Raw genomic sequence first — 18,294 nt, forward strand, 5'->3', positions numbered from 1 at the left:
GACACACCATCGCTGTGACACGTCGAATGATTGACCCAGACGGTGCATGAAGAATCAGCGAAAGACACGCAGAGCCGCGCCCCTCCCCGCCCGTTGCCGCCGAGGCCCTGCCGCCTCGATGCTTGGCATTTCTAGATCATTGTTAAAACGGAGGACCTTTGGTCAACGAACAATTGTTGTTGGAATTTGGCGGTGCAACTCGCCGCACGGACTTAGCAGTAGAAATCTTAGGAATCCCTGAGGGTTCCAAGGAATGGATGATCACTGCCGAAATATCGCTCGGTGAAGTCCCACGCACGCCGGATCAGCTGAACTGGTTCTACTCCGACGCGGTAGACAGCTCCTTTGTGTACGTTCCCGATGATTATCGTGGAGGTCTCATAAAACTGAGAGAAGTGGAAGCGGTCAAGGAGTTCGACCGGATACGTCTTTCCCTCGTGCGCGTTCCGTGGGCAAAGCGGGAGATTTCAGCCAACGATTATCCAAGGCTGCACAGATGCAGGTACGCAGCACACCGAGTTTCTGTATCGGGGCAACACAGCACCTTGGACCCAATCCATCTACTGGGGGAAATCACTCGATGAATTTTGTCACCTACCTATATGCGCTCAGCTCCCCGGATCCAGAGTACTTGGGTGTCTTCGTGGATTACGTCCGCAGCACCCTGGGACCCAGCGGTGATGTAAGAGTTGCTGTGGAATCTGCCGAGGTGCTCCCCGCGTTGGAGGGGGTACGGTACTTCCCAGCCGGAACTCGACAGATGTCCATGTTCAATCAGCTCGCTGCAGATGAGAAGCCCGGGCAGGTTCTGTTCTTCAGTCAGGGAACGGCTTTGCCCAGATTGGGTGAAGCCGTCGGCCAGGTGGCTTCGCTTTCCGAAGGCACCTTCGTAACGCTCGACGGACGGCGGCCGATTCTGTCTCAGCAGCTGGAACTTGAAGAGATGCTCAGTCTCGACTGGGACGAAGTTGAGTTTACACGCAGCGTCCACGAAGAATCTCCCCTGGGTTTCGCAGTTAGGCGTGAAGATTTCCTCCGTGTTAGGGGATTTGATGAGCGCATAAGCTATAACGCCACTTATGTCATGGACCTGCTTTCCCGCTTCCGACGCTTCACCATGGGTCATCTGCGCGTGGACCCGATGGATGGATACGCAATCGACCTTGATCCCGTATTTCCGGGTCTAACTTCTGAGCCTTTGCCACAGAACGTGTCTGTCCGCGAGAATCAAAAAGCACACGTCCAGTCAGACCCGTCGATCTTCCGCAACCTTGTTGATTGGTCGGTGCCGCGTCCGCTGCGGCCTGTATTGGTGTCCGTCTCCATCGCTACTCGAGACCGTTCCGAGTATCTACTCGACTCCATTCGTTCTGTGCAGGCCCAGTCATTCGAAGACTGGGAACTCATCGTTGTCGATGACGGCTCAGAAGACGATACGCGGAGCGTCGTCGAATCGGTAGCGGACGACCGTGTGCGGTATTACCGCCAAGATCCGACTGGAATAAGTTCAGCGCGCAACCGTGCGGCAGATGAATCGATTGGCTACTTCACCGCCGTTCATGATGACGATGACATTATGCTCCCGTGGCGGCTGGAGACGAGCCTGTCCGTGATCTCAGCCGATGCCAGAGCATCCTACGGGTCGTGGGTCAATTTCGATGACGTGACGGCTGAAATGGCCCTTCATATCACGAAGAGAAGCTTCGGCAAAGAACTGGTTGCGTTTAGCGGCCAGACTCCAGGTCATGCTACGTGGCTTCTCCCAACGGCCATTATTCGGGAGCTCCGCTATGACGAGTCCTTAACGAGCTCCGTGGACCATAACATGGCTGTTCGAACGGTAATGAGCGGTTTGACGTGGAAGCATACGGAGAAAGTGCTGTTCCTCCGCAGGCTGCATCCCACGCAGGTCAGCCAAACAGATTCAAGACGTCAGCGGGCCGCGGCGATACTGACCCGTTATGCCAACACTTTTACGGCAGATTTTAATGGCATAAAGGCGATCACTGAAAAGGGTAAGACGCTCCATTTCCCTAACCCTGCAGACAAGCAAAAACTGGCTCAGACTTTTGGGGCTTTCCTGCCGGATCATCTCGTTCGAAGGACAGGAACAGTCCAGGGGCTCGTCGGCAAGAAAATCCTTGCTCTGGATCTTCATGATCGTTTTAGCTACATAATTGCTGAAACCGATCTACTTACAGATCGTTCCACGTTGGAAATGGGGGGGGTGAGCCGGCTAAATTGGGATGATATCGTAGCGATTCGCCAGTCAGGGTTTACCGGATTCTCCTACAATGCCGAGGTCGGGACCGTTGCTGAACCCGACACGGAAAACGCTGAAACCGGTGATGAACAGGCCAAAGTGATGAATACCCGCATAAACGCGATCCTGCAGGATGCCCGCAAGGCATCGCCTTCGGCAGTGCTGGTCAACGTTGAGGGTGAACACCTGTCGCTATCGGATTTGCGAGACGCGGCCGGTCTGCTTTCTGCCCATCATTTCTCGATTAACGCGGAACCGGATTCGAGAGTTAGCAGGCTCCTTATCGGATTCAGCAACGAGGATAAAGCACGCGCCTTCCTGGCTGAGCGCGGTTCTGCCGCGGCTTCCTGGTCCATGGTCCTTCCCGTTCAGCGCGACATCACCGTCGCCGTTCAGCGCCACTTAGGGGTATAAATGCGCGTAAATCCAAGTTTTGACATCGGGGGTGAAATGCGTTTTGCCTTCTCACAGGAAATTCTGGGTGAGACCGTATCGCCTCTTCCCAGCCTCGTCATGCATGGTCACCTGAGAACACTGACGGGAGACCGTATCGCCGTCGCATCGGCTTTGCTCCTCGGGCGGACAATCACCGAGCGGCTGAAGGTTGGCCGGCCTATATCCCAGCGGGTGGCGGGGCAGATCAGGGCCTTCACCGGAGTTGAAGGCCTCGACATACCGGAGACTACCTCGGTACCTCTGGCGGTTCACACGGGCTCGGTCGAGCTAATAGTGGTGCAGAGGGAAGAGGAATTTCCCATATTAGACCATTTCGATCGGCGCCGTATGGCGTTGCGGGAGGTTCCGACGCATCAGGCGGCAGGCCGTCTCTTCACCTTCGAGGCGGTCACAGTCGCGACGAATTCATGGCTATTTGGTAAACCGTCGCTGACTATGAATGGTAATACTGAACTAGAGGCTGCCCTGGCGGTTCCGGTCCTTATGGCACAAGACTTGAGCGCTTCGAAAATCACGATTCCTTCCAGCCTTGCCGAGCTGGTAGACGAGAAGAGGCTTCAAGCAATTGCGAGGCTTCTTATCAGCACTGACCTGCAGCTGAACGTTGATGGGAGTCCTGTCCATGTCCGCTAGGATTCTCATGCCTGTCCGTACGGTTGCTGAGTGGGGGGGGCTCCACGAATGGGTTTTTCATGCAGTTATCGACTTGCACGCAGCTGGCTGTGAGGTGGTGGTCGTCGGCCAGGATGGCGTCTTCCGCGAACGAATCGAATCACTTGGAGCTAAATTTGTTGTCCTGGATTGGGACAAATGGGCGTCATCAATGGAGAAGGTGATTGCAACAGGTCCTTGGGACAAGATCTTTTCCCATGGACCGCACGCCCGAAACGTCGCGCTGCGGGCATCCGAAATAACTGGTACGCCCGTTTACCACATGATTCATGGGGCGTATCTAGACCAGGTGAACGATTGGTCGCCGAGAACGGAGACGATCCTGGCGGCAAGCCCATCGATTCAGGACTTCGTAGTTCGGGTAGGCAAGATCGAACCGTGGAAGGTCGCGGTGGTCCCGAACGGAGTCCCAGACGAGGTGTTTGACCTTCCGTACCTAACTCTTCAGGAAAAAATTGCGGATGGCACGGGGACGGTCGTCACTGCGGCGAGGCTGGCGCAAGATAAATTGCATCAGATTGAGCCCACCATCACTCTGGTCTCAACGCTTTCGGAGCTGTTCCCAGACATTGACTGGGTCCTCAATGTCCTGGGTGACGGCCCTCTGAAAAGCCGCTTCCAAGCGGCTTTTACAGAGGGACTTGGACATCTGCCGCGTGTACGGGTTGAGTATTCCGGTTGGGTGGAGCCTTCAGAGGTGCCGCGGCGTATGAACGCGGCTGTCGCAGCCTGTGTTGCAGGCATGGGCGGCGTGCGTGCCCTCGCGGCAGGAACCCTCTCTGTAGGAGTTGGCGCTCAAGGATCCGTGGGGCTGCAGATGGGGAAGAACCTCAGAGCAGGGATATGGAGTAATTTCGGGGACCACGGTTGCCCCAGATTCACTCCATCAGACCTGCGCGAAGACCTTTTAGCTGTTTTCAAGGACGATGCCTACGACGAGGTCGTGCAGTTTGCCCGGGCGTCCTGCCGTCTTCACCGCAGTGAGGCGATTGTCCGTAACGCTATGTACGATGCGCTAGAGATTCGCGTGTAGCCTGCGCTACGCGGTTGCTCAGACAGTGCGAAGGGTGACGCGTCTCCGACGGCGGCCACCTGGTTGGCAGGGCATACGAAGGTTTCCTGACTGGGACTGTTGAGCAGTAGTATTGATGGGCCTCCCCTGTGGGAGGCCCATCAGCTTTTCCCCTCATTCCTGTCGCTGTGAAGCCCCTCTCAAGGGTGCCCGCAGCGGCCGCGTTATTTCGGGAAAGGCAGGCTTGCTCCTATGCTTGGGATGCAGTCTCTTATGGCCTCGGGGGCAATAGAAACGAAAGAAAAAGGTGTTCATGGGTAGCGTTCTAACCATCCGTGGTGGTGTACCCCTAACAGGCAAAGTACCGGTCCGCGGGGCGAAGAACCTCGTTCCCAAAGCCATGGTGGCAGCACTGCTGGGCAATTCTCCGTCTCTGCTGCGCAACGTCCCTGAAATCAAGGACGTGGACGTCGTTACGTCCCTGCTGAAACTCCACGGCGTTGAGGTCACCAAGGATCCCGTAACCGGTGATCTGCTGATGGACCCGCAGAACGCCAAGACGGCTGCGTCCCGGGACATTGATGCGCATGCCGGAGACTCGCGGATCCCGATCCTGCTGTGCGGACCGCTGATGCACAGCATCGGCGAAGCGTTCATCCCGGACCTGGGTGGCTGCAAAATCGGTGACCGGCCGATCGACTACCACCTGCAGATGCTCCGCAACTTCGGTGCCCTGGTGGAGAAGCGCCCGGGCGGCATCTCGATTTCCGCACCGAAGGGACTCAAGGGCGCCAAGCTCGAGCTGCCCTACCCATCTGTTGGAGCTACCGAGCAGGTGCTGCTTACCGCCGTCCGTGCCGAAGGCATTACGGAACTTAGCGGCGCCGCCGTCGAGCCCGAAATCCTTGACCTCATTGCCGTACTCCAGAAGATGGGTGCGATCATCACCGTCCAGACGGACCGCGTAATCCGCATTGAGGGTGTACCGGAGCTCACCGGCTACAACCACCGGGCCCTGCCGGACCGCAACGAGGCCGCTTCCTGGGCTTCCGCTGCGCTGGTCACCAAGGGCGACATTTACGTTGAGGGTGCCAACCAGCAGGACCTCACCGCGTTCCTGAACATTTACCGGAAGATCGGCGGCGCGTTCGACGTCGACGATGACGGGATCCGTTTCTACCACCCCGGTGGAAAACTCAACCCGCTGGTTCTCGAAACGGACGTCCACCCAGGGTTTATGACTGACTGGCAGCAGCCTGTCGTAGTGGCGCTGAGCCAGGCCCACGGTGTATCGATTGTGCACGAAACGGTTTATGAGAACCGGTTCGGCTTCACTGACGCCCTCATCCGCATGGGCGCGAACATTCAGGTGCACCGCGAATGCCTGGGCAGCATTCCGTGCCGCTTCGGGCAGCGGAACTTCCTGCACTCCGCAGTGATCTCCGGACCCGTCCAGCTCAAGGGCGCGGAAATTGACATCCCCGACCTGCGCGGAGGATTCAGCCACCTGATCGCCGCCCTGGCAGCTGAGGGCACGTCCCGGGTTACCGGCGTCGAACTGATCAACCGGGGCTACGAGCACTTCCTGGACAAGCTTGAAGGCCTGGGCGCGGACTTCGACGTCACGGACGGGAAGTAAGCTTCGGCCCATGAGCGAATCGAAAAAGTCACGGGTAACGTTCACTATCCTGGCAACCATCGTCCGGCCGGCCATGAACCTCATGATCGGGCGGCGCTGGGAAGGGATTGAGAACCTGCCCAAAGGCGGCGGTTTCATCGCCTGCCCCAACCATGTGACTGAAATCGATCCGCTGGTGGTGGGGCACTTCTTCTACAAGCAGGGCTTCCTGCCCCGTTATCTGGCCAAGGCCTCACTCTTTAAGGTGCCCGTGCTGGGTGCTGCGCTGAAGGCCACTAAGCAGGTGCCCGTCCAGCGCGGCGGCGCCGGCGCGGCAGCCTCCCTGGATGGAGCGCAGCGGGTGGTCGACGCCGGCGGCGCCCTGATCGTGTACCCGGAGGGAACGCTCACCCGCGATCCCGACCTGTGGCCAATGAAGGGGCGCACCGGCGCGGCGAGGCTCGCCCTCCAGACGGGAGCACCGGTCATTCCGGTGGCTCACTGGGGGGCCCAGGACCTGCTGCCGCGGTACGGGAAGATGCTCCACCTCTTTCCCCGCAAGCGGGTGCGCGTGCTGGTCGGCAAACCGGTGGACTTGTCAGACCTGCGCGGAATCCCGCTGACCAAGGCTGTACTGGAAGAAGCTACGGAACGAATCATGGCTGAACTGACGTCGCTGGTTGCTTCCCTTCGCGGGAAACCGGCGCCGGCCGAGCGCTGGGACCCGGCCCGCAAAGGCCAAAAAGCAGTCGGACGGGCGTTCGACCCGAAGACGGAGGATAAGCAGTGAACCGTCCAGCCCACCCATCCGCCGTCGCCGTCCTTGGTGCCGGCAGCTGGGGAACGACCTTCGCTAAGATTGCCGCGGACTCCGGCGCCGCCCGGGGGACAGACGTCCGGGTCTGGGCCCGACGGCCGGAGGCGGCAGAGGAAATCAACCAGTCCCGCCGCAACACCAGGTACCTGAAGGACATACAGCTGCCCGCCAATCTGCGTGCCTCAGCGGATCCTGCCGAAGTCCTCGCCGGTGCCCAGCTTGTGGTCCTCGCAGTGCCGGCCCAGACGCTTCGCGAACGGCTGCGCGAATTCAAGGACCTGTTTCCGAAGGATGCCGTCATCCTCTCCCTGATGAAGGGACTGGAAGTGGGCACGGATGCCAGGATGAGCCAGGTCATCGCCGAGGAACTGGACTGGCCCCAGGAACGCATTGCTGTACTGTCCGGCCCGAACCTGGCCATGGAAATCGCCCGGGAGGAACCGACGGCATCCGTAGTTGCCTGCTCGGACCTCGCCGTAGCCGGATGGATCGCTGAAGCCTGCACCGCGCCGTACTTCCGGCCGTATACGAATACGGATGTGATCGGCACGGAGATCGGCGGGATCGTCAAGAACGTCATCGCCCTCGCCGTCGGCATCTGTGAAGGCAAGCAGATGGGTGACAACACCAAAGCCTCCGTAATGACCCGCGGGCTAGCTGAAACCACGCGTCTGGCCGTTGCCTTGGGCGGTAAAACCGAAACCCTCTTCGGCCTCTCCGGCATGGGCGATCTGATCGCCACGTGTTCCTCGTCGCTCTCGCGCAACCACACCGCCGGCCGGCTGCTGGCGCAGGGGCTGACCCTGGACGAGGTGACCGAGACAATGGCGCAGACCGCCGAGGGAATCAAGTCGGCGCAGGCTGTGCTGGACCGGGCCACCCAGCTGGGGGTCTACATGCCTATCACTGAGAACGTTGTTGCAGTGCTGCAGGGCGTCATCTCCGTAGACGAACTGGGGCCGCGACTGCTGGCCCGCGAACTCAAACCCGAAGGTGTACACGCATCATGAGCGTCCAGCCCGTTACTCCCGACGGCGGCTCCAAGCCGCGCGTCGCCGTGCTTTTCGGCGGAAGGTCCAGCGAACACTCCGTCAGCTGCGTGACAGCTGCCGGTGTGCTGGAGGCCATCGACCACAACAAGTACGACGTCGTGCCCATCGGCATTGCACGCAACGGCCAGTGGTCGCTGGTCTCGGTGGATCCCGAACAATGGTCCCTGCGTGCGGAGACACTGCCTGAAATCACCGCTGGGCCTGAATCGGTAGTTATCTCCAGCGAGGGTTCTTCGCAGGAGTTGGTGTCCCACGCCCCCAACACTATGCCGCGCTCCCTGGGCCGGATCGACGTCGTTCTTCCCCTCCTCCACGGTCCGTTCGGGGAGGACGGCACGCTGCAGGGTCTGCTGGAGATGGCCGATGTACGGTACGTGGGCGCGGGTGTGCTGGCGTCCGCCGTCGGGATGGACAAGCACTACATGAAGGTGGTGTTCGAGTCCGCAGGCCTTTCGGTGGGACCTTACGAGGTCATCACGGACCGCCAGTGGAACCGCGACGCCGAAGGGTGCCTGGAGCGTGCCTCCCGGCTCGCGTTCCCGCTGTTCGTCAAGCCTGCGCGTGCCGGCTCATCCATGGGCATCACCCGGGTTTCGGAGCCATCGGAGCTGCGCGCCGCCGTGGAGACAGCGCGGCAGCACGATCCGAAGGTGGTCATCGAAGCCGGCATCACCGGCCGCGAAATCGAGGTGGCCGTGCTGCAGGGCCGCGGGCACGATGACCCGCGCACCAGCCAGCCGGGGGAAATTGCCGTCACTCACAACGGCCATGAGTGGTATGACTTTGAAGCCAAATACGTCGATGGCGCCGCTGCCGAACTGAGCTGCCCGGCGGACCTGCCCGACGCCGTCACTACTCGCGTACGCGAGCTGGCAGCTGTTGCCTTCGAAGCAGTGGGTGCCGAAGGACTGTCCCGCGTGGACTTCTTCTACACCCCGGACGGGGACCTGGTGATCAATGAGATCAACACCATGCCCGGGTTCACCCCGATCAGCATGTACCCGCAGATGTGGGCAAAGTCCGGGCTGCCCTACACCGAGCTGATCGACGAGCTTATTGCCTTGGCGCTCGAGCGGCCCACCGGCCTGCGCTGAGAGCACCCGGCACGAGCCGGGCTATCCGGGCAGTTCGACGTCGCTGGTCGCGAGGCACTCGCGTGTCTGTTCGATGCGGGCTACCGCGTTCTCCAGTTCCACCAGCACGGTGGAGGACGCAACCTGCTCGGTGTCAAAAATCACCTCGACGGCGGGGTCCCGGCCGTAGGTGGTGGCCGTCCACATGCTGCCTTCTTCGCGCAGCACCCAGTCCACCCCGTTCACCGTTGCGCAGGCATCGGTGGTGGGACCCGGAACGGGAACACCGCACCGGACGATTACCTGGGCAGGGCTGCCCCACGCCGAGGTGGCCTGGCTCGTGGTCTCGCGCTGGTCTGCACCTGCCAGGTTTTCCGGCAGGGCCACCATTACTGTGGCGCAGTCCGGATTGGCGGCGTCGGGCGCGGACTCGACGTCGGCCGCGGGTGTGCAACCGCTGAGGGCGGCGGCGAGGATCAGGGCGCCGGCGGAAACGGCTGCCGGAAGGAATTTCATGGTTCAAGGGTATCCGGCGGTCCCGGGTACCCTCGAATCCCGGGACCCAGCTGTGTGCGGGGAGCCGCTATGATCGCTTGGACGGTGCCCGGTCTTTTTTATGGGGGAGTAGGGAGCCGGTAAGGTAGCCAAAGTACGCCGCCGGCGTGAAATGGGGAGACAACGAGGATGACTAGCTCTAGGGTCCGCCGCCGCCTGGCAGGTGCCGCGGCCGCGGCAGCATTGCTGGCCGGGCTGAGCGCCGTACCTGCGCACGCCACCGAGACGGATCCTCCGGATGTCCCCGTTATTGGGGAACCGGTTGACCCGACACCGCCGTCTCCGCCGCCGACTGACGATACACCTACAGATCCGCCCGCGCCGCCGCCTGGCGGAGACAGTCCTCCGCCCACGGAGCCTGAACCGCCCGTGATTGCCCCGGAGGATCCCGCTCCAGCTCCGGCGCCTCCGCAGGGCCCTGTCCAGCAGAATCCCTTTGCCGGCTATCCTGTGCACCCAGAGACGGGCTACTTGATTGAGCCCGGCACTGGCAATCTCATCGACGGACGCACGGCTCTCTATACAGATTTGCGGATCGACCCGGCTACTGGACTGGTGACCTCTTTGACAGCGGATGCAACACCAGATTCGCCCGCGGCCACCCCGGAGCCGTCGGCGTCGCCCTCGGCGACTCCTTCGAAGGAATCTTCGAGCAGCGCTTCGCCCTCCGCGTCCCCAAAGCCCTCCGCAAGCGAATCCATGATTGCGGTTCAAAAAACTGCGGGTGGGGACAGCTCGTCCAGCTCGGATTGGGCAGTGCGCGGCAGCGTCGTCTTGCTCCTGATAGGTCTTGGAGCGCTCTACTACCGCAAGCTGCGCAAGCCGCCGGTTGACATCACAACCACGTCTTAGCAATCCAAGAGTAGACTGAGCAAGTAATTTCGACTTTGGCGCAGGTATGCGTTTGTTTTTTTGGGGGGCAAGTATTTGCGCGTACTCTTACTGACGCATTCGTATTCTCCGGAGCACAGCCCCCCGCAGAGACGATGGATGCAGTTCATTCGGCATTTTCGGAAGACTGACTGGGACGTCGACGTGATAGCGCCCATCGCGCACGCGCCTTACGGCAGGCGGGTGCTGGCCAGGAAGACGGCCGGGCGTGCGTTTCGAACGGACAGGGGGAAATACGGTGAGCGGATCATCCGGGTTCCGTTCCTCTGGCACCGGACTACCCGGCTTGGACGCCTGATCGATCATTGCTTTTCGGCCTCGGCAAGTGTTTTGGCAGGCCTCTGCGTCAGGCGGCCGGATGCACTGATAGTGACTGTCCCCAGCCTCCCGATTCTTGGCGCCGGATACGTCGTCGCAAAGGCCAGGCGCCTGCCCCTTATCGTGGATATGAGGGATGCGTGGCCGGACATCGCCCGCGACGCACGCCTGGTGCAGGGCGGCGCCCGAAGTATTGTCGAACGTGTCATAGTTGCGATCCAGCAGCAGGCTGACCTCGTCGTCACGGTGACCGAGGGATTTGCCCGAACTCTCCGCGAACGCGGAATGGATCATGTGGCGGCGATTAGCAATGGTGTAGACACTGCCGTGCGCGAGCTGCTGCCTCCTCCTCCGGCCCAGTCGGACCGCCTGAACGTCCTGTATCTGGGTAATCACGGAGAGAGCCAGCGCCTTGAGACCATTGTGAAGGCGGCCGCCATTGCACAGGATTATGTCCAGTTATCCATGGTCGGCCACGGAGTGCAGCGTCGAGCGCTTATGGAACTTGCCAAGCACCTCGGAGCACCGGTGAGCTTTCACGGACCCGCATACGGCCGGGAAGTGATGGAACACTACCGGAGGGCAGATACCTGCGTTGTCTCTCTTCGGGATGACTGGAAGTCGTTCGAAACTACGGTGCCCTCCAAAACCTATGAGGTCCTCGCCGTCGGACGCCATGTAACAGGAATAGTGCTGGGAGAAGCCCGGGAGATCATCGAAGCGTCGGGCGCGGGGACGGTGGTCCCGTCGAATGCGGCGAGCATCGCCGACCTTTGGAAAACACTGCAAATGGACCGCAGCCTCCTCCTCACCGGTACGTCCGGACGGGATTGGGTAGAAACCAATGTAAACATCGAGGCGCTTTCCGCTGAGTATGCCCGGCTCATTACACAGGTTTGCAAAAAAAGGCCGAACCAGTGATGTTTATTCAACTGATCCGGAACTTCTGCCTGACTGCCTCAGCAGCTGCCAGGCACCTCGTTGATGATCCTGTCCTTCTTGTTGTCCAGATCTCGCGCAAGCTCCCCGGCCGGCTGGTTTCCAAGCTCACTTACGTGTCCCGGATCCTCCCCGCCCGCAGTTTTCTTAAACCGCTGATGTCTCTCCTTGCAGGCGATCAGGCCGCCCTGTTCCATCAACTCACGGAGGCTCAAGAGACACAGAGCGCGGGAGACAGGATCCGTCTGGCCAACATCGCCATAGCAGGAGGGTATCCGGACCTTGGGCGCGAGATTATGGACGGCGTGGGTCCGGCCACGAGGGCAGCCGCCCCCACCAACGCACGCCTGCGCTGGCACGAAGGCGATATGACGGGCGCCATAAAGGTGCTTGAAGGTGTCCCCGGCAGGAGAGCCCGTAATATGCATGAAAGGCTGAGGAGCGAACGTGAAGTCTTTCATGGGTGGCGGCCCACGCTCAGCCCGGTCGGAACATACCGTCCAGACGACAACACCGTTCTTCATGTGCTCACAAACTCCTTGCCGCACACAGGGAGCGGCTACGCGCAGCGGACGCATTCAATCCTGAAAGCGCAGAGGCAGCTGGGGTGGAACGTCCATGCTGTGACTCGCCCCGGCTACCCCGTACAGCTTGGGGTTGTGGCGGCCAGGAGCACTGATTGGCTTGACGGAGTGGTCTATCACCGGCTCCTGCCTGCCAAACTGCCCCAGGGGATGGCCGCCCGCCTCCAGCTGCAGGCTGAGGAAACGCTGCAGCTTGCATTGGTGCTCCGCCCAACGGTGCTGCATACCACCACTCACTTTGTGAACGCGTTGGTGACAGCCGCCGTAGCGGAAGCCCTCGGCATCCCCTGGGTTTACGAGATCCGCGGCCAGCTCGCCGATACCTGGCTCTCGTCACGCAGCGAAGAAGCCCGCCAAAGCGAGCGGTACCAGACGTTCGTGGCCCGCGAAGTGGACGCCATGCTCCGGGCGGATCAGTGCGCTACCCTCAGCCGATCAATGGACACAGCGATTACAAAGCAGGTTGGAAGATCACTGGAGACACTGCTCCTGCCAAATGCGGTGGGGGAAGCATTTTTGGAGGATCCTCAGCCCGCGTCTGAGGCACGCCGGCAACTCGGGCTGCCCGTCGAAGGAACCTACATAGGAACCGTCAGCAGCCTGGTTGGCTACGAAGGCCTGAATGATCTGCTGGCAGTATTCGACCGGCTGGCAGAAGAAGACCGCTCTCTTATCTGCCTCATCGTAGGATCAGGTGCGGCGGAGAACGCTCTGCGGCAACAGGCAAAAGAGTCAGCCTTCAGTGACCGGATCATCTTCACAGGCAGGGTCAACCGCAGTATGGCCCACCTGTATCACCAGGCACTGGACGTTTTTGTGCTGCCGCGAATTGACAGCGAGGTGACTCGTTCCGTGACGCCGCTCAAACCGGTGGAGGCATTAGCTTCCGGACGCCCGGTAGTCTTTAGCGACTTGCCGGCGCTGCATGAGTCGGTTACGGACGGAGCGGAAGGAATTGCGTTCCGGGCCGGCGACCGCGATGGGCTGGCAAAGGAAGTAGCTTCGCTTACGAGAGACGCGCAACGGCGGCAGCGCATGGGTACAACGGGGCGCAAACGCGTTCTTGACGAGCGGACCTGGACAGCAACAGCACTCCGAACGACGGAAATGTATAAACGATTGAAGGTAAGTTAGTGGCAGAAACCAAGCCGTCAGGTTCGGTGAGCCGGTCGAATAAGAAAACAGTGGCTCTGGACCTGAAAGATCTCTCGAGAGTTGGTGCCAGGCCCAAGCTGGCGGACTACTTGGTATCGCTGTGGACGTTCCGTCATTTCGTTTTTTATGACGCGAGGGCTCGTGTGCAAACGGCCAACAGACGGGACCGTTTGGGCAGCGCCTGGTTGCTCCTGGACCCGGTTCTCAATGGACTGGGATATTTCCTCATTTTTGGCCTTCTGCTGAATTCGAGCAGGGGGATCGAGAATTTCCTGGGATACTTGATTATTGGTGTATTCTTGTTCCAATTCAGCACCCGTTCGATAGTTGCGACGGCTCGTATCATCACGACTAACCAAAATGTTATACAGGCATTTAACTTCCCACGGGCGACGCTGGCTTTGGCTGTGAATATCCGGGAGTTGATTGCCAATGTTCCGGTAGTGCTAATGATGCTCTTGCTGATCATCGTGATACCGCCGGTCGAGTCCATCACGTGGATGTGGGCCGTGATTCCGGTTATTATTCTTCTTCAATGCGTCTTTAATCTCGGTCTCGGCTTATTCCTGGCGCCGATGGTGGCCCGACTCAATGACTTGGTACACGTCATTTCCTTCGGGATGCGCTTCTGGATGTTTGCCTCCTGCGTGATGTTTTCGATTGATCGTTATGAGCAGTGGCCCGTCATCAAGTCCATCGTGGAAGCAAATCCGATGTACATCATTATTTCCATGGCAAGAGACTGCCTGCTGTATGCGACCACGCCCTCTTGGCAGGATTGGGCAGCGCTTCTGGCATGGTCCCTTGGGGTGTTGTGTATTGGCATGTTTTTCTTCTGGAGAGGAGAAGAATCCTATGGCCGGGATGACTGAAATGGATGTTTTGTCTGATACTCCCGCGGTGGTCGTCGATAAAGTAGGCATGACCTACGAAGTTTCAGCGAATTCGAACAGACAACCTGGTCTATCGGGAGCACTCGCCAGATTGACAGGCAGGGCACGTGTAACTCGGGTCGAAGCGCTCAAGGAGCTGTCCTTAGTGGCTATGCAGGGGGAGGTCATTGGGGTCATCGGTCTCAACGGATCAGGTAAGAGCACCCTGATGAAGCTCATCTCAGGGAAGATCAAACCGACTCAGGGGAGCGTATATGCTTCCTCGGTCCCGATCATGCTGGGTGTGTCTGCTGCTCTGGTACCTGATCTCTCGGGAGCCCACAACATCATGCTGGGATGCCTGGCCATGGGCATGACCAGGGAAGAAGTCGCGGACAGGTATGAGTCCATCCTCGAACTCTCCGGGCTGCAGGAATCTATACATTTGCCAATGCGTTCCTATTCATCCGGTATGGCGTCTCGCCTAAGATTCGCTATTGCTGCGGCCATCGATCCGGAGATCCTAATTATCGATGAGGCGCTCAACACCGGTGACGACGAATTTAAGGATAGAACGAAAAAACGAATGGATGAGGTGCGCGCCCAAGCCGGATGCGTTTTCCTAGTCAGCCACAGCCTGGCCACCGTTAACGATCTGTGTAACCGACTGATTTGGCTTGACAAAGGGGATCTCTTGTACGATGGTGAGCCGCAGCAAGGAATTAGCTGGTACCGAAAGTACACCTCTCTTTTGTCAGCCAAGGACAGGGGCTCAGCTGCGCAGATTCGACGACGTATGCTGCGGGACCTCAAGGTCATCGATGTCCAGCCTAAAGTTGCTGGCCGGCGGAAACTCGGTGCCGCATGAGGCCAGATATTCAAAGAGCTCGGAAACTGCTGTGGCACTTCAGGAACGGTGGTGTGCAGCAACTGCGCCGACATCGGGAACAATGGGTTGAGCCTGGAGGATCAGCCCGTGTGCTTAGAACATCAAGTTACTGGACGCATCGCAAACGGCTAACTTTCGAACCCTATAAAGTGAAGGTTGGACAGGTCAGGCGTCCGGACCTTACGGCTGCCGTCATCCTGGATGAGTTTTCTAGTCTCGCCTTTCAGTACGAATGGAACCAGGTCTCCCTAGCACGAAAGGACTGGCGGACTGCTCTAGCGGAGACCAGCCCCGACCTGCTTTTTGTAGAATCAGCGTGGAACGGCAACGGTGGCGAGTGGAAATATGCGCTAACGGGAGCATCCGGCCCCAAACAGGAACTGGTAGATCTGGTTAACACATGCCGTGACATGGGCATACCTACCGTCTTCTGGAACAAAGAAGACCCACCGCACTACCATGACTTTCTTGAGACTGCACGGCTCTTTGACTTCGTCTTTACAAGTGACTCGGATCGGCTGCCGGCCTATCTCGCAGACCTGGGCCACCGTAACGTTGGTGTCCTGCAGTTCGCCGCGCAGCCCGCGTTGCACAACCCTGCACGGCCGAGGACCGGATGGCATGATCGCGGCGTCGCGTTCGCAGGCATGTACTTCGCACATAAGTTTCCACAGCGCCGGGAACAACTCGACATGCTGCTCTCAGCGGCTCGTCGAGTCGCAGATAACAGCGGGCATGAACTCGACATTTTTACCCGCCACGCCGAGAAGGACCCCAACTATAGGTTTCCTGCGGAGTTGACGAGATTTGTCAGGGGTACGCTGTCATATGCCGAGATGCTTACGGCCTATAAGGCGTTCAAGGTCTTCCTCAACGTCAACTCTGTCGTCGAGTCTCCCACGATGTGTGCAAGGCGTATTTTCGAGATTTCGGCTGCTGGAACCTCTATAGTCAGCACCCCTAGTGAAGCGCTTACCCGAATGTGGGAGCCGGAGGAACAGTTCCTAGTTCAGACGGTAGAGGATGCTGAACTCACAATCGAAGCGATCATAAAGAATCCCGAGATATCGGACCGCCAGCTTCACCGTGCTCAGCGACGGATCTGGTCAGAGCACACATACACGCACAGGACGGAACAGATTGTTTCGTCCGTTCTGCCTGAGCGGACCGTTCCAGTGACTTTGCCGCCGGTATCTCTTCTCGTTTCGACCATACGCCCGCATCAGCTTCGTTCTGTCTTCGGCACGATTGGCAGTCAGGAAGGTGTCGAGACTGAACTGATCCTGGCGACACACGGATTCCATCTGCCCGCAGACCAGCTGAGAAGCCTTCAGGCTGAATTTGGCGTCGACAACGTATCCGTCCTCGAACGTCCTCGTTCAGTTTCTTTGGGTAGGTGCCTAAACGATTGTGTGACCGCGTCATCGGGTCAGGTGCTGTCCAAAATGGACGACGACGATTTCTACTCTCCTCGTTATTTGGTGGACGCGCTCCACGCGCTCACCTATTCCAAAGCAGATATCGTCGGCAAGCAGGCACACTATGTGTTTTTAGATCAGGCGAACACCGCGGTCCTGAGGTACGCAGACCGAGAACACCGGTATACGACATCGGTAATGGGGCCAACCATTACTGGTGGCCGAGATACGTTTGAAAATGTAAATTTTCAAGATCTGTCCCTCGGGGAAGACACCACCTTCCTCCGCGATGTCGTTCGCGAAGGTGGACGCATCTACTCGGCGGACCGCTTCAATTACTTCCAGTACCGCGGAAGCGCGGACCACACTTGGAAAATTTCTGACGCAAAAATCATGGCGTCGGGAAGAGTTGTGTTTTTCGGCCCGCCGAGCAAACACATAGTTATTTAGGGGATTATTAATGCGCAATATCCAAACTGTGGCCGTTATTGGCCTCGGCTACATCGGTCTCCCGACCGCCGCTGTCCTTGCAGCCAACGGCGTCAACGTGGTCGGCGTGGACGTGAAGGCATCGTCCGTGGAAGCTATCAACCGCGGGGAGGTTCCCTTCGTGGAGCCGGATCTCGCTACGCAGGTGGCCGGGGCGGTGAGCAAGGGTATGCTCAAAGCGACGCTTGATACTCCACCAGCTGACGCGTACATCGTTGCCGTTCCCACCCCCTTCACATCGGACAGGAACGCGGATCTCTCCTACATTGAAGCTGCCGCTCGCAACATCGCGCCGCAGCTCACGGGAGATGAGCTGATTATTCTGGAATCGACGTCTCCTCCGGGAGCGACCAAGCACCTCGCGAATTACCTCGTCTCACTGCGTCCAGACCTGTCTCTGGACCCGGGTTCGGATCTTCCGACGATTCACGTGGCGCACTGCCCTGAGCGTGTGCTCCCGGGGCGGGTAATGATCGAATTGGTGACCAATGACCGAATCATTGGTGGCCTAACAAGTACTGCTGCGGAAATGGCACGGGATCTGTACCTTTCCTTCTGCCAGGGTGAGATACACCTTACCGATTCCGTAACTGCCGAGATGGCTAAGCTGGTGGAGAATTCTTACCGGGACGTAAACATCGCTTTTGCGAACGAGCTTTCTGTTATCAGTGAGAAACTCGACATCGATGTATGGAAGCTTATTGAACTGGCGAATCACCATCCTCGGGTGAACATCCTTCAGCCGGGGCCGGGGGTGGGCGGACACTGCATCGCCGTTGATCCGTGGTTTATCGTGGCCAGCGCACCTGAGGAAGCCAAGCTTATCCGGCAGGCACGGGAGTCTAATGACGCAAAGCCCCAATGGGTACTGGATCAAGTGCGTAAGAACCTGCCCAAAGGGAAAACCACTCCGACAGTTGCGGCCCTGGGACTGGCGTTCAAGGCCAATATTGACGATCTGCGCGAATCACCAGCGGTTGCCATCGTCAGCGAACTCTCCGAGATGGAAGGAGTGCGCGTTCTGGTTGCAGAGCCTCATGTTGAAGAACTGCCCGGTTCCCTGTCCGGAGCGGCAAACGTCAAGCTGGTCTCTACCGAAGACGCGGTAACATCCGCTGACGTGGTGCTCCTCCTCGTTGACCATGACTCGTTCAAGCAGGTGGACACGGAACTGCTGCGCCATAAAAAGGTCATCGACACTCGGGGTATCTGGCGCTAGAC

General features: G+C 59.0%; 16 protein-coding genes. 14 read left to right on the plus strand and 2 right to left on the minus strand.

What is annotated here, in order from left to right; all coding sequences use genetic code 11:
• Positions 1–158: 158 nt before the first annotated feature.
• The 8 genes from ACWGQ2_RS15605 to ACWGQ2_RS15640 all read left to right on the plus strand — a co-directional run bounded on the left by ACWGQ2_RS15605 (position 159) and on the right by ACWGQ2_RS15640 (position 8,984).
• The gene (locus ACWGQ2_RS15605) at positions 159–584 is read left to right on the plus strand and encodes a hypothetical protein (RefSeq protein WP_452018876.1); all 426 of its coding nucleotides are present in this window, start codon (positions 159–161) and stop codon (positions 582–584) included.
• Positions 581–2,677: a glycosyltransferase family 2 protein gene (locus ACWGQ2_RS15610; protein ID WP_452018878.1), complete on the plus strand. Its 2,097-nt coding sequence runs from the start codon at positions 581–583 to the stop codon at positions 2,675–2,677. Before ACWGQ2_RS15605 ends, ACWGQ2_RS15610 begins: the two co-directional genes overlap by 4 nt.
• Entirely contained in the window at positions 2,678–3,352 is a 675-nt protein-coding gene (locus ACWGQ2_RS15615) for a hypothetical protein (protein WP_452018880.1), read from the plus strand. It begins immediately after the preceding gene.
• A gap of 7 nt (positions 3,353–3,359) precedes the next feature.
• Positions 3,360–4,424: a glycosyltransferase gene (locus ACWGQ2_RS15620; RefSeq protein WP_452018882.1), complete on the plus strand. Its 1,065-nt coding sequence runs from the start codon at positions 3,360–3,362 to the stop codon at positions 4,422–4,424.
• 292 nt (positions 4,425–4,716) lie between these two features.
• Positions 4,717–6,042 carry a UDP-N-acetylglucosamine 1-carboxyvinyltransferase gene (murA, locus tag ACWGQ2_RS15625; protein WP_452018884.1) on the plus strand — a complete coding sequence of 442 codons (1,326 nt, stop codon included), beginning with the start codon at positions 4,717–4,719 and terminating at the stop codon, positions 6,040–6,042.
• 10 nt (positions 6,043–6,052) lie between these two features.
• Complete coding sequence (locus tag ACWGQ2_RS15630) at positions 6,053–6,811, plus strand: lysophospholipid acyltransferase family protein (RefSeq protein WP_452018886.1); 759 nt, start codon at positions 6,053–6,055, stop codon at positions 6,809–6,811.
• Positions 6,808–7,848, plus strand: coding sequence for an NAD(P)H-dependent glycerol-3-phosphate dehydrogenase (locus ACWGQ2_RS15635; protein WP_452018888.1), 1,041 nt, complete (start codon positions 6,808–6,810; stop codon positions 7,846–7,848). The genes ACWGQ2_RS15630 and ACWGQ2_RS15635 overlap by 4 nt, the downstream gene beginning before the upstream one ends.
• A complete protein-coding gene (locus ACWGQ2_RS15640) occupies positions 7,845–8,984 on the plus strand; it encodes a D-alanine--D-alanine ligase family protein (RefSeq protein ID WP_452018890.1) in 1,140 nt (379 codons plus the stop codon). The genes ACWGQ2_RS15635 and ACWGQ2_RS15640 overlap by 4 nt, the downstream gene beginning before the upstream one ends.
• Before the next feature lie 21 nt (positions 8,985–9,005).
• On the opposite strand, the gene ACWGQ2_RS15645 is transcribed toward ACWGQ2_RS15640, so the two are convergent.
• On the minus strand, positions 9,006–9,479 hold the full coding sequence (locus tag ACWGQ2_RS15645; RefSeq protein WP_452018892.1) for a DUF3515 domain-containing protein: 474 nt from the start codon (positions 9,477–9,479) through the stop codon (positions 9,006–9,008).
• A 557-nt stretch (positions 9,480–10,036) separates the two neighbouring features.
• Complete coding sequence (locus ACWGQ2_RS15650; protein WP_452018894.1) at positions 10,037–10,219, minus strand: hypothetical protein; 183 nt, start codon at positions 10,217–10,219, stop codon at positions 10,037–10,039.
• 289 nt (positions 10,220–10,508) lie between these two features.
• Between ACWGQ2_RS15650 and ACWGQ2_RS15655 the strand changes: the two genes are divergently transcribed.
• The 6 genes from ACWGQ2_RS15655 to wecC are packed head-to-tail and all read left to right on the plus strand — an operon-like array spanning position 10,509 to position 18,292.
• Entirely contained in the window at positions 10,509–11,648 is a 1,140-nt protein-coding gene (locus ACWGQ2_RS15655) for a glycosyltransferase family 4 protein (RefSeq protein ID WP_452018896.1), read from the plus strand.
• Positions 11,624–13,384: a glycosyltransferase family 4 protein gene (locus tag ACWGQ2_RS15660; RefSeq protein WP_452018898.1), complete on the plus strand. Its 1,761-nt coding sequence runs from the start codon at positions 11,624–11,626 to the stop codon at positions 13,382–13,384. Before ACWGQ2_RS15655 ends, ACWGQ2_RS15660 begins: the two co-directional genes overlap by 25 nt.
• Entirely contained in the window at positions 13,384–14,277 is an 894-nt protein-coding gene (locus ACWGQ2_RS15665) for an ABC transporter permease (protein ID WP_452018900.1), read from the plus strand. The genes ACWGQ2_RS15660 and ACWGQ2_RS15665 overlap by 1 nt, the downstream gene beginning before the upstream one ends.
• Positions 14,261–15,145, plus strand: coding sequence for an ABC transporter ATP-binding protein (locus tag ACWGQ2_RS15670; RefSeq protein WP_452018902.1), 885 nt, complete (start codon positions 14,261–14,263; stop codon positions 15,143–15,145). Before ACWGQ2_RS15665 ends, ACWGQ2_RS15670 begins: the two co-directional genes overlap by 17 nt.
• Before the next feature lie 53 nt (positions 15,146–15,198).
• Positions 15,199–17,034, plus strand: coding sequence for a glycosyltransferase family protein (locus tag ACWGQ2_RS15675; RefSeq protein WP_452018904.1), 1,836 nt, complete (start codon positions 15,199–15,201; stop codon positions 17,032–17,034).
• Positions 17,035–17,044: 10 nt separating this feature from the next.
• Positions 17,045–18,292 (plus strand): UDP-N-acetyl-D-mannosamine dehydrogenase, encoded by a 1,248-nt coding sequence (wecC, locus tag ACWGQ2_RS15680; RefSeq protein ID WP_452018906.1) that lies wholly within the window; start codon positions 17,045–17,047, stop codon positions 18,290–18,292.
• Positions 18,293–18,294: the final 2 nt, after the last annotated feature.

The sequence above is a fragment of the Arthrobacter sp. NPDC055585 genome (assembly GCF_053619115.1).

Excerpts from the sequence above, each read along its gene's own strand:
- ACWGQ2_RS15650 (WP_452018894.1), bottom strand. The coding sequence starts at position 10,219 with ATGGATTCGCTTGCGGAGGGCTTTGGGGACGCGGAGGGCGAAGCGCTG.
- ACWGQ2_RS15620 (WP_452018882.1), top strand. The coding sequence starts at position 3,360 with ATGCCTGTCCGTACGGTTGCTGAGTGGGGGGGGCTCCACGAATGGGTT.
- ACWGQ2_RS15640 (WP_452018890.1), top strand. The coding sequence starts at position 7,845 with ATGAGCGTCCAGCCCGTTACTCCCGACGGCGGCTCCAAGCCGCGCGTC.
- ACWGQ2_RS15630 (WP_452018886.1), top strand. The coding sequence starts at position 6,053 with ATGAGCGAATCGAAAAAGTCACGGGTAACGTTCACTATCCTGGCAACC.
- ACWGQ2_RS15610 (WP_452018878.1), top strand. The coding sequence starts at position 581 with ATGAATTTTGTCACCTACCTATATGCGCTCAGCTCCCCGGATCCAGAG.
- ACWGQ2_RS15615 (WP_452018880.1), top strand. The coding sequence starts at position 2,678 with ATGCGCGTAAATCCAAGTTTTGACATCGGGGGTGAAATGCGTTTTGCC.
- ACWGQ2_RS15645 (WP_452018892.1), bottom strand. The coding sequence starts at position 9,479 with ATGAAATTCCTTCCGGCAGCCGTTTCCGCCGGCGCCCTGATCCTCGCC.
- murA (WP_452018884.1), top strand. The coding sequence starts at position 4,717 with ATGGGTAGCGTTCTAACCATCCGTGGTGGTGTACCCCTAACAGGCAAA.
- wecC (WP_452018906.1), top strand. The coding sequence starts at position 17,045 with ATGCGCAATATCCAAACTGTGGCCGTTATTGGCCTCGGCTACATCGGT.
- ACWGQ2_RS15670 (WP_452018902.1), top strand. The coding sequence starts at position 14,261 with ATGGCCGGGATGACTGAAATGGATGTTTTGTCTGATACTCCCGCGGTG.
- ACWGQ2_RS15655 (WP_452018896.1), top strand. The coding sequence starts at position 10,509 with ATGCAGTTCATTCGGCATTTTCGGAAGACTGACTGGGACGTCGACGTG.